The sequence below is a fragment of the Streptomyces sp. NPDC053069 genome (assembly GCF_044546895.1).
In the GTDB taxonomy this organism is placed as follows: Bacteria; Actinomycetota; Actinomycetes; order Streptomycetales; family Streptomycetaceae; genus Streptomyces.
In genome coordinates, this window is the sequence record NZ_JBITZN010000003.1 from 97,432 (window position 1) to 111,005 (window position 13,574).

General features: G+C 71.2%; 9 protein-coding genes. 3 read left to right on the plus strand and 6 right to left on the minus strand.

Translation table 11 applies throughout. The features are described from left to right. The 6 genes from ACIGXP_RS07440 to ACIGXP_RS07465 are packed head-to-tail and all read right to left on the minus strand — an operon-like array spanning nucleotide 1 to nucleotide 9,453. A complete protein-coding gene (locus ACIGXP_RS07440; RefSeq protein WP_399765112.1) occupies nucleotides 1–3,021 on the minus strand; it encodes an alpha-mannosidase in 3,021 nt (1,006 codons plus the stop codon). Between the two features lie 38 nt (nucleotides 3,022–3,059). After that, a complete protein-coding gene (locus ACIGXP_RS07445; protein ID WP_399765115.1) occupies nucleotides 3,060–5,084 on the minus strand; it encodes an endo-beta-N-acetylglucosaminidase in 2,025 nt (674 codons plus the stop codon). Beyond that, nucleotides 5,081–6,337: a glycosyl hydrolase gene (locus ACIGXP_RS07450; protein ID WP_399765117.1), complete on the minus strand. Its 1,257-nt coding sequence runs from the start codon at nucleotides 6,335–6,337 to the stop codon at nucleotides 5,081–5,083. The genes ACIGXP_RS07445 and ACIGXP_RS07450 overlap by 4 nt, the downstream gene beginning before the upstream one ends. Nucleotides 6,338–6,367: 30 nt before the next feature. Next, nucleotides 6,368–7,273, minus strand: coding sequence for a carbohydrate ABC transporter permease (locus tag ACIGXP_RS07455; RefSeq protein WP_363215524.1), 906 nt, complete (start codon nucleotides 7,271–7,273; stop codon nucleotides 6,368–6,370). After that, a complete protein-coding gene (locus tag ACIGXP_RS07460) occupies nucleotides 7,270–8,157 on the minus strand; it encodes a carbohydrate ABC transporter permease (RefSeq protein WP_399765122.1) in 888 nt (295 codons plus the stop codon). The genes ACIGXP_RS07455 and ACIGXP_RS07460 overlap by 4 nt, the downstream gene beginning before the upstream one ends. Before the next feature lie 6 nt (nucleotides 8,158–8,163). Further along, nucleotides 8,164–9,453 carry an ABC transporter substrate-binding protein gene (locus ACIGXP_RS07465; protein ID WP_399765125.1) on the minus strand — a complete coding sequence of 430 codons (1,290 nt, stop codon included), beginning with the start codon at nucleotides 9,451–9,453 and terminating at the stop codon, nucleotides 8,164–8,166. 213 nt (nucleotides 9,454–9,666) lie between these two features. Here ACIGXP_RS07465 and ACIGXP_RS07470 point away from each other — a divergent pair, with 213 nt between their 5' ends. The 3 genes from ACIGXP_RS07470 to ACIGXP_RS07480 all read left to right on the plus strand — a co-directional run bounded on the left by ACIGXP_RS07470 (nucleotide 9,667) and on the right by ACIGXP_RS07480 (nucleotide 13,574). Next, nucleotides 9,667–10,713: a LacI family DNA-binding transcriptional regulator gene (locus ACIGXP_RS07470; protein WP_399765127.1), complete on the plus strand. Its 1,047-nt coding sequence runs from the start codon at nucleotides 9,667–9,669 to the stop codon at nucleotides 10,711–10,713. Nucleotides 10,714–10,912: 199 nt separating this feature from the next. Continuing rightward, a complete protein-coding gene (locus ACIGXP_RS07475) occupies nucleotides 10,913–11,971 on the plus strand; it encodes a M12 family metallopeptidase (RefSeq protein WP_399765130.1) in 1,059 nt (352 codons plus the stop codon). 253 nt (nucleotides 11,972–12,224) lie between these two features. Continuing rightward, nucleotides 12,225–13,574, plus strand: a complete 1,350-nt coding sequence (locus tag ACIGXP_RS07480) for an amidase (RefSeq protein WP_399765133.1) — start codon at nucleotides 12,225–12,227, stop codon at nucleotides 13,572–13,574.

Genomic DNA, 13,574 nt, shown 5'->3' on the forward strand with positions numbered 1-13,574 from the left:
TCAGGCGCGCCGCAGCCGCAGCGTCACCAGCTCGAACGGCCGCAGTCGTACGGTGATCCGCTCGCCCTCGCGCGCGGGCGGCTCGGTGTCACCGCCCGGCCGCTCCAGCAGGTCCGTCGCCGTGACGTCCGCGACCTCGAAACCGGCCGTGAGGGTGGCCCGGGCCCGGCCGCCGTGGGCCTCGTGGAAGCGGACCACCACGTCACCGCTGCCGTCGTCGGCGAGTTTCACGGCCGTGACCACGACGGCGTCGTTGTCGACGGTGACCAGCGGGGCGACCTCACGGGCGCCCGTCAGGTGCCGTTCCGGCAGGTTGATCCGCCAGCCCTCACGCACCGCTTCGGCGATCGAGGCGCCGGGGACCAGGGCGTGCCGGAAGCGGTGGACGCCCTGGTCGGTCTCGGGGTCGGGGAAGCGCGGGGCACGCAGGAGGGAGACGCGGAGCGTGGTCGTCGTACCGCGGTCGCCTTCGGTGCGCACCGTGCGGGTCACGTCGTGGCCGTACGTGGAGTCGTTGACGACCGCCACGCCCCAGCCGGGTTCCTCCAGGTGGACGAAGCGGTGGTTGCACGCCTCGAACTTGGCGGCCTCCCAGGAGGTGTTGGTGTGCGTGGGGCGGAAGACATGCCCGAACTGGGTCTCGGACGCGTACCGTTCGGCGTGCAGGTCGAGCGGGAAGGCCAGCTTCAGGAACTTCTCCGTCTCGTGCCAGTCGACTTCGGTGTCGACCACCAGCCGACGCTCGCCGGGCGGCAGCGACAGCACCTGGGTGACCCGGGAGTCACCGAAGGAGCGGACGATCCGCACCGAGATCCCGTCCGCACCGGCGCCCACCTCCTCCGCGTCCGTCAGGTCCGTGACCGTGTTGCGGTAGAACTCGTCCACGTCCCAGGCGTCCCACATGTTCGGGAAGTCCTGGTGGAGCTGGAGGAGGCCCGCGGCCTTGCCGGGGGCGACGGTCTCGCGGTCGGCGGTGATGTCGTAGGCGGAGATCACCAGACCCCGGTCGTCGATCTCGACGCGCAGCAGGCCGTTGTCCAGCAGGTACCCGCCGCCCTCTCGCCGGACGAGCCGCGTGTGGCCCGTCACGGCCGGGACCGCGGCACCGCCCGCGGCGACCCCTGCCTTCTCGTGCGGCGCGGCGTTGAAGACGAGGTCCCGGTCCCCTTCTCCGGCCAGTGCCCGCTGCGCCGCGCCGATGATGCCGTTCAGTTCACCGGCGACCCGCTCGTACGTCGCCCTCGCCTCCCGGTGCACCCAGGCGATGGACGAGCCGGGCAGGATGTCGTGGAACTGGTGCAGCAGCACCGTCTTCCAGATCCGGTCCAACTCCTCGTAGGGGTAGACGAATCCGGTGCGTACGGCGGCCGTGGCCGCCCACAGCTCCGCCTCCCGCAGCAGGTGTTCGCTGCGCCGGTTGCCCTGCTTGGTCTTCGCCTGGCTGGTGAGGGTGGCGCGGTGCAGTTCCAGGTACAGCTCGCCGGCCCAGACGGGCGGCTCGGAGTACTCGGCCTCGGCCTTCTCGAAGAAGGCGCGCGGTGTCTCCCAGACGACGGTGGCCGATCCTTCGAGGTCGCGCAGCCGGGCCGCCTTGGCGACCATCTCGCGGGTGGTGCCGCCGCCTCCGTCGCCCCAGCCGGTGGGCGCGAGCGAGTGCCGGGCGCGGCCCTTGTCCTTGAAGTTCCTGGCGGCGTGGGCGATCTCGCTGCCCTTCATGGAGCAGTTGTAGGTGTCGACGGGCGGGAAGTGGGTGAAGATCCGGGTGCCGTCGATTCCCTCCCACCGGAAGGTGTGGTGCGGGAAGGTGTTCGTCCGCGACCAGGAGATCTTCTGGGTCAGCAGCCACTTGGAGCCCGCCGCCCTGATGATCTGGGGCAGTCCGGCGGCGAAGCCGAAGGTGTCCGGCAGCCAGGCCTCCTCGTTCTCGATGCCGAACTCGTCGAGGAAGAACCGCTTTCCGTGCACGAACTGACGGGCCATCGCCTCCGAGCCCGGCATGTTGGTGTCCGACTCCACCCACATCCCGCCCGCCGGCACGAACCGCCCCTCCGCGACGGCCTTCTTCACCCGCGCCCACACCTCGGGTCGGTGCTCCTTCACCCACGCCCACTGCTGCGCCTGGGACATGGCGAAGACGAACTCCGGCTCGTCCTCGATCAGCGCGGTCATGTTGGCGGTCGTACGGGCCACCTTGCGCACCGTCTCGCGCAGCGGCCACAGCCACGCCGAGTCGATGTGCGCGTGCCCGACGGCACTGATCCGGTGCGCGGACGGTACGGCGGGGGCCGACAGCACACCGGTGAGCCGGTCACGGGCCCGGTCGGCCGTGCCGTTCACGTCCTGCAGATCGACGGCGTCGAGGGCCCGCTCGACGGCACGCAGGATGTCGTACCGGCGCGCGGAGTCCACGGGCAGCTCGGCCATCAGCTCGCCGAGCACCTCCAGGTCCATGACCAGCTGCCACACCGACTCGTCGAAAACGGCCAGGTCCATGCGGGTCAGGGTGTACTGCGGCGCGCTGCCGGCCGTCTCCTTGTCGCCGAGCTTCGTGGGCAGGAAGGGGTGGTAGTCGAGGATGACCGGGTTGGAGGCGGCCTCGATGTGCAGGCGGACCTCCTCGCCGCCCTCGGCGGGCGCGCCGATGCGCACCCACTGGTTGCGGGGGTTCAGGCCCTTCACCGGGGTGCCGTCGGGCCGGTGGACCAGGCCCTCGCACTGGAAGCCGGGCATGTTCTCGTCGAAGCCGAGGTCGAGCAGGGCCTCGACGGTCTTTCCGGCCCACGCCTCGGGCACGGTCCCGGTCACCCGGAACCAGCTCGTGCCCCAGGGCGCACCCCAGCGGGCACCGATGTCGATGGGCTCCGGCTCGGCGGCGAGTCCTTCGGCGACCGGCACGGGTTCGCCGGGCGCGTGCCACACCGCGACCTGCAGCGGCACGGACTCGGGGTACACGGCGGGGCGGATGCGTTCGTCGAGGACGCGCCTGAGGCGGGCTTCCACCAGAGTGCGGTCGTCATGCATGCGGGGCGCTCCCTGCGGGGTCCGGGTGATCGCGGTCGTTACCAGGGGTGGGTGACGGTGACGGGGGTCGAGGTGGTGTAGAGCTCCCCCACGGCGCGCAGTTCGAACCGTGCGACGCCCTCCCCCTGTTCGGGCTGCAGGCCGGTGAGGCAGTAGGCGCGCTGGCAGGTGCCGCCGAGGAAGCGGCGGCTGCCGTCGGGCAGGAGGCGGTGCAGCTCGTAGTGGCGGACGGCGCCGGGGGCGGCGTGCCAGGCGAGGCGGAGGTCGCCGCCGCTCGCGGCGGTGACGCGGGCGCCCGTGGGCGCGGCGGGAGCGGTGACGGTGTCCCGGACGGCCAGGCCGCCCAGGCGCCAGCGCACCGGGCCGTCGGTGGCGGTGAGCCGGACGCCGAGGGCATGCGCGGTGCCGGTCAGCCCGGTGAGCGGGACCGTCACGGTCTGCCAGCCGTTGACGCACTTCACGCCGGTCTTCTCGTGTACTGGGTTCACAGCCGGATACCTGTACGGCGGAGTCGTCCCCGCCTCCCTCGGCTCGGCCGTCGCCACCGCCAGCTCCGCGTTCACAGCACCCGCATCGGTCCGGAACGTCAGCTCGACAACCGTGTCCACACCGATCGGCAGCCGGGTCGCGTACAGATCCACCACCACGGGTTGATCCAGTTCACCGTCCACCAGCACACTGCTGCCACCGCGCCAGGCATCGGCGAAGTCGAACGAGACCGTCGGCCGCTCCCCCGCCGTGCGAACCACCCAGCGCCGCGACGGCAGCCGGTCCTGGAGCCCGAGATGGTTCCAGGCCGCGTCCGAGGTGACCGCCCCGTCCTCGTGCCAGCGCAGTCCGTGCCCGGTGTTGAACACGGTGGCGAACGGCAGCGAGGTCACCGTCGAGCGGTCGGCGACCGACACCGCCGGCGCCCGCCACGGATCACTCGCGTCCGGCCGGGACGGGTCCAGCGACCGCCCGGTCCAGAACCGGTCGTCGGCGGCGTGGAAGTCCTCAGGGGCGCGCCGGCCCGCAGGCAGGTGGTTTCGGGTCCACTCGGGCCGGTAGAAGCCGATCGAGGTGATGTGCGGCTTGCCGGCCGGCACGATCGCGTCCCAGTCCACGGACGTACCGGACCCGTTCGACTCGACGTCGACACCGGCCCACAACTCGTACCGGCTGCGGCCGAGTCGGCCTGCCTTCGTGCCGGAGGCCGCGAGGGTGGCCGCGCTCCACCGGAAGTCCACGAACATGTCGTCGGCGGCCTGGAAGAACGCCTGGTTCTGGCTGTTCAGCTCACCCTGCCAGCCGACCGTGCCGTGCACGGTCATCGCGTCGTACCAGGTCACCCGCTGCCCCTTCGCCGCAGCGCGCGCCTTCAGCTCGTCGACGAAGCCGAGCACGGCCTGGCCCAGCGCGGTGTTCCCGCCGCCCGTCTCGGCGTTCAGGAACCAGCCGTCGAAGCCGTAGGCCGCCGCGACCGCGACGAGTTGCGCGGCGAGCGGATGACGCCCCGCGGTGTCCTTCTGCACCAGGTCCCGGGTCCACCGCAGCTGCCCGCCGTACGCCACCGGGGGCAGGAAGACGGTGCCCAGCACCGGGACGCCGTGCCGGTGGGCCGCGTCCACGACCGGCGCGTTGGGCGCGAGGATCAGGCCCTCGCCGGCCGAACCGCCCCAGAAGACCAGCTCGTCCAGATACGCCCAGTGAGTGAGGGCGTAGTAGTCGGCGGTCGCCGAACCCTGGGAGGGGTTGCTCGACGTCGGCCCGAAGGAGACCAGGGCCTGGACGCGGGCCTGGCCGGAGCGGGCGGTGGTGTTCGCCGGGGCGGGGGTGAAGCGGGGAGCGAGCGGCACGGACGCGGCGTTGAACGCGAGGTCGGTGTCGTCGGCCGCGCGCCAGCTCTTCAGGCTGCGCCAGGTGATGCCGCTGCCCGGGCTGCCGGCGGGGAGCGAGTCCGGGTACCAGTAGGAGGCGTACGGCGGGGTCGCGGCGGCCCTGGGGCGGGCGGTCGCGACGGCGGGCACGGGGAGCAGCGCGGCGGCGCCGGCGACGAGGACGGTGCGTCTGGCGGGGTTCACGAGCGGGTGCCTCCGTGTGGGGTGGGGAGAACCTGGTCGGGAATGACGACTTCGGTGATGCCGCGCGCGGCGAGGTGGTCGTTGTCGTCCGCGCGGTTGTCGAGGACGGTGGTGGGGCGGGCGCCGTCGGCGACCAGCCGGAAGAAGGCGTCGAAGACGGCTCCGCCGGGGGCGCAGCAGGAGCGGCGGCCCGGATCGTCGGGGACGACGAGGGCCGTCGTGCGCACGGCGGGGGCGGGGTGCGGCCGGCGTGCCGCCTCGGCCAGGACGCGTGCGATGTCCTTGGGCCGCCGGTCGTTGGTGAACAGGCCGAGCCCGTATTCGAGTGCGGGGAAGTCGGCGAGGTCGCGTGAGACGTCGTGGGAGCACCACCAGGTGACGCCCCACAGGTCGGGGCAGTCGAGGGCGTGGGCGACGGTCGCCTCGGCGAAGCCGGCGGCGTGCTCGGCGGGCACGAGCGGCGCGGGTGCGCCGACCTCCTGCAGCCACACCGGCCGATGGGGGGTGTCCGCCCAGGCTTTGCTCAGCTCGGCCAGGTAGGCGGCGTGGTGCTCGGCCGGCACCGAGGTACGGCCGTGCCGCTGGGCGGTGCCGTTGAACACCCAGGAGTGCACGGCGGTGACGTCGCCGAGGCGGGCGGAGTGACCCGGAGTGAAGGGCTGGTCGTCCTGGTACCAGGCGGCGTCGTAGGAGGCGTGCAGATGGAGCCGGCCCGGGGCGCCCTCGGCGCAGGCGGCCAGCATCCGTACGAGCCACCGCTCGGCCTGCTCGGCGGTGATGCGGTCGGGGTCGGGGTGGGGGCCGGCGGCGAACTGGTTGACCTCGTTGCCGACGGTCATGCCGATGAAGTTCGGCCGGTCGGCGAGGGCGGCGGCGAGGGTGCGGAGGTAGGCGGCCTGGCCCTCGACCACGTCGGGGTCGGTGAAGAGGTTGCGCCGGTGCCAGGTGCGCGTCCACGCGGGCAGGAAGTCGAAGCTGCTCAGGTGGCCCTGCAGGCCGTCGACGTTGACGTCGAGGCCCCGTTCGGCGGCCGCGTCGGCGAGGGCCACGAGCTGCTCGACGGCGCGCGGGCGGATCAGTGTGCGGTTGGGCTGGAAGTAGGGCCACAGCGGGAAGACGCGGATGTGGTCGAGGCCCAGCGCGGCGATCGCGTCCAGGTCGGCGCGCACGGAGTCGAGGTCGAAGTCGAGCCAGTGGTGGAACCACCCGACACTCGGGGTGTAGTTGACGCCGAAGCGCACGGCAGGAGGCATGGAGTGTCCTTGTGGCGTACGGATGGTCGGTCAGCCCTTGACGGCGCCCTCGCCGACCCCGCGGAAGAAGTACCGCTGGAGGCAGGCGAACAGGACGATGAGCGGGGCCACGGCGATCACGGTGCCGGCGGCCACGAGGCGTTCGTCGCCCGCGAAGGTGCCGTGCAGATAGTTCAGGCCGATGGTCAGGGTGAATCTGGACGGGTCGCTGAGCACGATCAGCGGCCACAGGAAGTCGTCCCAGGCGCCCATGAAGGCGAAGATCGCGACGACGGCCACCGTGCCCTTCACCGAGGGCAGGGCGACGCGCAGGAAGCGCTGCCAGACGTTGGCACCGTCGACGTAGGCCGCCTCCTCGATCTCGTAGGGAAGGTTGCGGAAGGCGCCCCGCATCAGCAGCACGTTCATCGCGCCCACCGCGCCGGGCAGCACGACGCCGACGAGGGTGTTGTTCAGGCCGAGTTCGCGCATGGTGGTGAACTGGGCGATGACGATGCCCTCGACGGGCACGAGCATCGCCAGCACGAACACCAGCGTGGTCACGCGCCGGCCACGGAAGCGCAGCCGGGCCAGGGCGTACCCGGCGAGCGCCGAGCCGACGCAGTTGGTGACGACGTTGGCGGTGGCGACCTTCAGGGAGTTCAGGGCGTAGTCCCAGACGGGGATGGTGTCGGCGACCCGCGTGTAGTTGTGCAGGGTCGGGTGTGCGGGCAGAAAGCTCGGCGGTGAGCTGTAGATGTCCTCCGTCGGGCCCTTAAGGGAGGTGGCCAGCTGCCACAGGAACGGGCCGGCGGTCAGCGCGAGGACGGCCAGCAGCAACAGGTAGCGCCAGAGCAGCTCGCCGGCGCGGACACGGCGGCCGTGCTGGTCGGTGACGCGGGGTTCCCGCTCCGGGGCGAGGGTCCGCTCGGGCCGTACCTTCTCCAGGACGCTCACGGCTCCTCCCTGCGGTCGGTACGCAGCACGAGCAGCATCAGCGCGACGGTGACGGCGAACACGACGACGGAGAGCGCGGAGGCGTAACCGACGCGGCCGGTCAGGCCCGTGCCGGTGCGCTGGACGAGCATGACGAGGGTGGTGTCCTCGCCGGCCGGGCCGCCGCTCGGGCCGGCCATCAGGTACACCTCGGAGAACACCTTGAAAGCGGCGACCGAGGAGAGCGCGGCGACCAGCACCATGGTGGAGCGCACGGCGGGCACGGTGACCGAGACGAAGCGGCGCACCGGTCCCGCGCCGTCCACGGCGGCGGCCTCGTGCAGTTCGCGCGGCACGTTCGCGAGCGTGGCCAGGTAGATGATCATGTAGTAGCCGAGGCCCTTCCACACGGTGACGGCCATCGCGCTCAGCAGGAGCAGCCACTGGTCGCTGAGGAAGCCGATCCGGCCGATGCCGACGGTGTCCAGCAGCGAGTTGACCAGGCCGCGTTCGTCCAGCAGCCACACCCAGATCAGCCCGACCACCACGATCGAGGCGACGACCGGGGTGTAGAAGGCCGAGCGGAAGAAGGTGATGCCCGGGATGTTCTTCTGCACCAGCAGGGCGAGCAGCAGCGGCAGGACGACGAGAGCGGGTACGACGCCGACGATGTAGAGGGTGCTGTTGCGCAGGCCGGTCCAGAACATGTCGTCGTGGAGGAGCTCGCGGAAGTTGGCGAGGCCCACGAAGCGGCCCGGCAGCAGGGTGCGGCGGTCGGTGAAGGAGTTCACCAGGGTGGAGACGAACGGGTAGAGCACGAAGGCGCCGGTGACCAGCAGCCCGGGCGCGGCGAACAGCCAGGGGCTGAAGGGAAGCTGGCGCCTGATGCGGACAGGCGTGGCCATGGCCGGTCAGCCCTGCTGCAGGAGGCGGTCGGCGGCGTTGACAGCGTTGTCGAGTGCCTGCTTGGGGCTCTCCTTGCCCTGGAGTGCCTTGGCCACCTCGTTGCGCAACGCGGTCTTCATCTGGTCGCTGAACAGCACCGGCGTGTAGTTGACGGCCGTCTTCAAGGACCTGGCGGCGGCGATGCGGACCCGGGTCTCGTCGGTGCCGTCCTGCTTGGTGAAGTAGGGATCGTTCAGGGATCCGGCGGTGCTCGGGAAGATGGCGACCTTCTTGGCGAAGGTCATCTGGTGGTGCGCGTCGGTGACGAAGTGCGCGAAGGCGACGGCTGCCGGGGTGTGCCTGGTGCGGGAGTTGACCATCACGCCCATCACGTACATGTTGACGTGCCCGGTGCTGGTGATCTGGTCGGTGATGCCGATGTTCCTGTACAGACTTGGCGCGTTCTTCTTGAAGTTGTCGAGGTCGAGGGCACTGCCGGGGTTCATGGCGACGGCGCCGGTGAGGAACTTCTTGCCGGAGGACTCCGGGGTGGCGGTCAGGGCCTGTGGGTCGAGGGCCTTGGCGTCGTACAACTCCTTGTATCTGGTGAGGAGTTCGACTCCCTTGGCGTCGTTGAAGGCGAACCCGGTCCCCTCCTTGTTCATCAGCCGCACGCCATAGCGCCCGAAGTCCTCGATGGTGGGCACATTGGCGAGCGTGGCGATCGTGCCGTCGCTCTTCTTCGCCATCTGCAGGGCGTCGGCGAAGAGTTCGGCGTACGTCTTCGGCGGCTTGGCGGGGTCGAGGCCGGCCTTCTCGAACAACGACTTGTTGTAGAAGAGCGGCCCGGTGTTCAGATACCAGGGGAAGGCGTAGGTACCGCTCATGCCGGGCACCTGGTGGCCGGCCCAGGCCCCGGCCAGGTACTCGGACCTGTATGTGCTCGCGGCCTTGTCGAGGTCGAGGGCCATGCCCGCCTTGGCGAGCGGGGCGACCAGGTCCGGGGAGACGTTGACGACATCGGGCAGGGTGCCGCCGGCCGCGTCGGCGCTGATCTTGTCGGGGTAGCCCTCGGCGGGCTGGTCGATCCATTTCACATGGGTGCCGGGGTACTTCTTCTCGAAGTCGGCTATGAGGCCCTCGAAGTACGACTTGAAGTTCGCGCGCAGGTTCCAGGTCTGGAAGGTGATGTCGCCCTCGACCTTGCCCGATGCGTCGGTCGAGCCGCCGCCGTCACCACCCGAGCCGCAGGCGCTCAGGGGCAGGACGAGGGAGAGGAAGGCGGCAGCGGCGAGGGCTCTGCGGGATGTGGGCACGGTGACACGGCTCCCTTGCGGTGTCGGCGGCGGTGATGCCAGCGACCTTGCCCGGGCCGTTCGGAGAAAGTCAATGCATGGTTCTCAGCTAAAGAAATCCGTACTTCATTAGCCCAGGTGAGGGCGGCGTCGGCGGAATCTTGCCAGTGTCGCTAATGCGCTTTAGGGTCATCGCACTCAAGCGCATTAGTCTTTGGTGAGACGAGGGATGACGTGGCGTCGAAGCGATCACCCGCGCGGCGGCCGACGATGAAGGACATCGCGCGCCGCGCCGGGGTCTCCGAGAGCGCGGTCTCCTTCGCCCTCAACGGCCGTCCGGGTGTCTCCGAGAGCACCCGTGCCCGGGTCCGCCGGGTCGCGGAGCAGCTGGGCTGGCGTCCCAGTACGGCGGCCCGCGCGCTCTCCGGTGAGGGCGCGGCCACGGTCGGTTTCGTCCTGGCCCGCCCCGCGCACACCCTGGGCGTCGACTCCTTCTTCCTGCAACTCGTCTCCGGCATCCAGGAGGTGCTGGCCGAGCGCCATCTGGGCCTGCTCTTCCAGGTGGCCGAGGACGTGGACGAGGAGTGTGCGGTCTACCGCCGCTGGTGGGCGGAGCACCGGGTGGACGGCGTGCTGGTGGTGGACCCGCGCGCCGAGGACCCGCGCCCCGGCCTGCTGGACGAACTGGGCCTGCCCGCGGTGGTCATCGGTGGCGCGTCCGATGTGCGGCACCCCGGGCTGTCCACGGTCTGGGCGGACGACGCGGGCGCGATGGCGTCCGTGGTGGACGAGTTGACGGCCCTCGGCCATCGCCGGATCGTGCACATCGCGGGCCTGCCCGGCCTGGCGCACACCGAGCGCCGTATCGCCACCCTGCGCGCGGAGGCGGAGCGCCGGGGCCTGACCGGGGTGAGCTCGGTGACCACCGACTACTCCGACACGCAGGGAGCGGCCGTGACCCGCCGGGTGCTCGGCGGCTCCCCCGCCCCGACCGCGCTGATCTACGACAACGACGTGATGGCCGTGGCCGGCCTCGCCGCCGCGGCGGAACTCGGCTTCCGCGTCCCGCAGGACGTCTCCCTGGTCTCCTGGGAGGACTCGGCGCTGTGCCGCATGGTCACACCGCGGCTGTCCGCGCTCTCCCGCGACAGCGCCGAGTTCGGCCGGACGGCGGCACGGGAGCTGCTGGCCCTGCTGGACGGTGAGGCGGCGCGGGCGGTGGGGGTGCCGGTGCCGAGGCTGACGGGGCGAGGCAGTACGGGAACGGCACGGCAGGCATGAAGAGGCAGTGTTTCACTGTTCAACCGCCCTTTTTCCTATGCTATTTAACCATTCAACACTTGCAGAATGGGTCGTCCGGAAAGATGCTGGAATCACCAGATCAGGCATTTCACCCAGAGCCGTAACACCGTGGTGGCGACCAGCGTCACGCCGCCGTGCTCGCCCTCGCGGTGGCAGACGCGTACCCGAAGGAGCCACCATGAACGCGCCGGCCGAGAACAGGGCCATGCCCCGCTACTGCAACCAACCGCCGCAGACCCAGCCCGTGTTGCCCTCGGACCTCAGTCCGAACCGGTCGCGGGCCATACTTCTGGTCCGCGCCAAGTGGATCAACGGCACGGTCCTGCACTACGCCTTCCTCGACCAGGGCGGTGACGTCGGAGGCCCCGAGCAGCTGGACGAGGTCCGGCACGCCTTCCAGGCCTGGAAGGCGCTCGGGATCGGGCTCGAGTTCCAGGAGGTGGAGGATCCCAGCGACTCCGAGATCCGCATCGTCTTCCAGCAGAGCCAGGGCTCCTCGTCGTACGTCGGCCGGGACAATCTGGGGATCAGCACCAGAGAACCGACCATGACGTTCGGCTGGGACCTGACCACGCCGTACGGCAAGGCCACCGCGCTGCACGAGACCGCGCACGCGATGGGCCTCGCCCACGAGCACCAGAACCCGTTCGCCGGCATCGTCTGGGACGAGGAGAAGGTCTACGCGGACCTCGCCGGACCGCCCAACAACTGGCCCCACGAGGTCACGTTCAACAACATCCTGCGCAAGCTGTCGCCGAACGAGGTGACGGGTTCCGCCTGGGACCCCGACTCCATCATGGAGTACAGCTTCGGGCCCGGACTGATCCTCAGCCCGGAGGCCTACCGGGGCGGCATCCCCGAGACACTGAGCCTGTCCGCCACGGACAAGGCGCGCGTCCTGCAGTGGTACCCGCCACTGGCCGCCCGGCCGCAGCAGCTGCAGGCGTTCCAGTCGACACCGCTGCAGCTCGCCACCGGACAACAGACGGACTTCGAGATCGTTCCGTCGGAGACCCGCAGCTACCAGATCGGCACATTCGGCAACAGCGACGTCCTCCTGGCCCTGTTCGAGGAGACCGCGGACGGCGGCCTGCGGTACGTCACCGCCGACGACGACAGCGGACAGGACCGCAACGGACGCCTTGAGACCAGGCTCGTCAAGGGCCACCGTTACCTGGCCCGGGCCCGCCTGTACTCCGCCTGGGGCAGCGGCTCCGCCGCGCTCATGTACTGGTGAGCGGTGGGCCGTGGGGTCAGCCGTGCCGGTCCACCTTGAAGACCCACACGTACCGGCTCGTCTTCCGGGCCGCCTCGGACACGTCGATCATTGCCTGTCAACGGGGCTGCACGGGGCTGGATTTCACGTAATGGTCGGACGACCGTGGTGTGAGTGGGAACGGCCTCTCGACGTGGGCGGCCCGGCCGGGCACAGTTCTCCGTGCGCCGTGATTCCTACCACCGAGTAGCCGACGACCGACGAAGGAGTGCCCGTGGGTGACTGGGCCGGACGGACCGCCACCGAGATAGCCGCCGCCGTACGCGAGAAGCGGGTGACGCCCCGTGAGGTGGTGGCCGGGCACCTCGCGCGGATCGAGCGGTTCGACGGACGGATCGAGGCGTTCCGGAAGGTGCGGGCCGAGGCTGCGCTCGCCGAGGCCGACGCCGTGGCCTCCCGCACCGATCTCACCGAACTGCCGCTCGCGGGCGTGCCCGTGGCCGTGAAGGACAACCTCGCGGTGCGCGGCGAGTCCCGCCGCGACGGCTCCGCCGCCACCCCCGACACCCCGGCCGTCGAGGACCATGTCACGGTGGCCCGGCTGCGGGCGGCCGGCGCGGTGGTGGTGGGCCTGACGAACGTGCCCGAGCTGTGCGTCTTCGGCACGACGGAGGGGCCGTACGGCACCGCTCGCAATCCGTGGGACACCTCCCGTACGGCGGGCGGCTCCTCCGGCGGCAGCGCCGCCGCGGTGGCCGCGGGGCTCGTCCCCCTCGCGCTCGGCAACGACGGGATGGGTTCGCTGCGCATCCCGGCCGCGAACTGCGGTCTGGTCACCCTGAAGCCGGGGCACGGTGTGCTGCCGGCCGGGATCGGCAACGGCGACTGGTTCGGCATGGCGGAGAACGGTCCGCTCGCCACCACGGTCGAGGACCTGCGGCTGATGCTGGACGTCCTGGCGGACTCCGGGGTTGCCCACGCCACGGAGCCCGGACCCCGGCGGATCGCCGTGGCCCTGCGCAGTCCGCTCGCCGGAGTCGGCGTGAGCAGGCCGTACACGACCGCGGTCCGGGAGACGGCCGCGGTGCTGACGCGGGCCGGCCACTACGTACGGCGGGCCGAGCCGCCCTATCCGCTCTCGCTGGGCGTGACCGCGCTGCGGCACTGGACGGCCGGCACCGCGGCGGACGCCGCGGGCCTGGACCGGACGCGGCTGGCCCGGCGCACCCGGGTGCACGCCGCGGTCGGCCGGCGGTTCGTCCGCTCGGTGCGCACCGGAGACAGCCGGGAGCGGCTGCGCGCCCGGCTGACGCCCTTCTTCGCCGAGTACGACGTCCTGCTCACCCCGGCCCTGGCCCGCCGCTCCCCCGTGGCCGGCCCGTGGCACGAACGCGGCTGGCTGCACAACGTGCTGGCCAACACCGCGTACTCCCCGTTCACCCCGCCCTGGAACCTGACCGGCTGGCCCGCGATGTCGGTGCCGTCCGGAGCCCTTCCCTCGGGCGCCCCGTGCGCCGTACAGCTCGTGGGCCGCCCGGGTTCGGAGGCGGTCCTGCTGGAGCTGGCGGAGGAACTGGAGCGGCTGCGCCCCTGGCGGCGTACGGCACCGGTGACCGGCTCCTGA

Bases quoted from the DNA above. Each gene is read 5' to 3' on its own strand.
- ACIGXP_RS07440 (WP_399765112.1), bottom strand. From the start codon at position 3,021: ATGCATGACGACCGCACTCTGGTGGAAGCCCGCCTCAGGCGCGTCCTC.
- ACIGXP_RS07450 (WP_399765117.1), bottom strand. From the start codon at position 6,337: ATGCCTCCTGCCGTGCGCTTCGGCGTCAACTACACCCCGAGTGTCGGG.
- ACIGXP_RS07460 (WP_399765122.1), bottom strand. From the start codon at position 8,157: ATGGCCACGCCTGTCCGCATCAGGCGCCAGCTTCCCTTCAGCCCCTGG.
- ACIGXP_RS07475 (WP_399765130.1), top strand. From the start codon at position 10,913: ATGAACGCGCCGGCCGAGAACAGGGCCATGCCCCGCTACTGCAACCAA.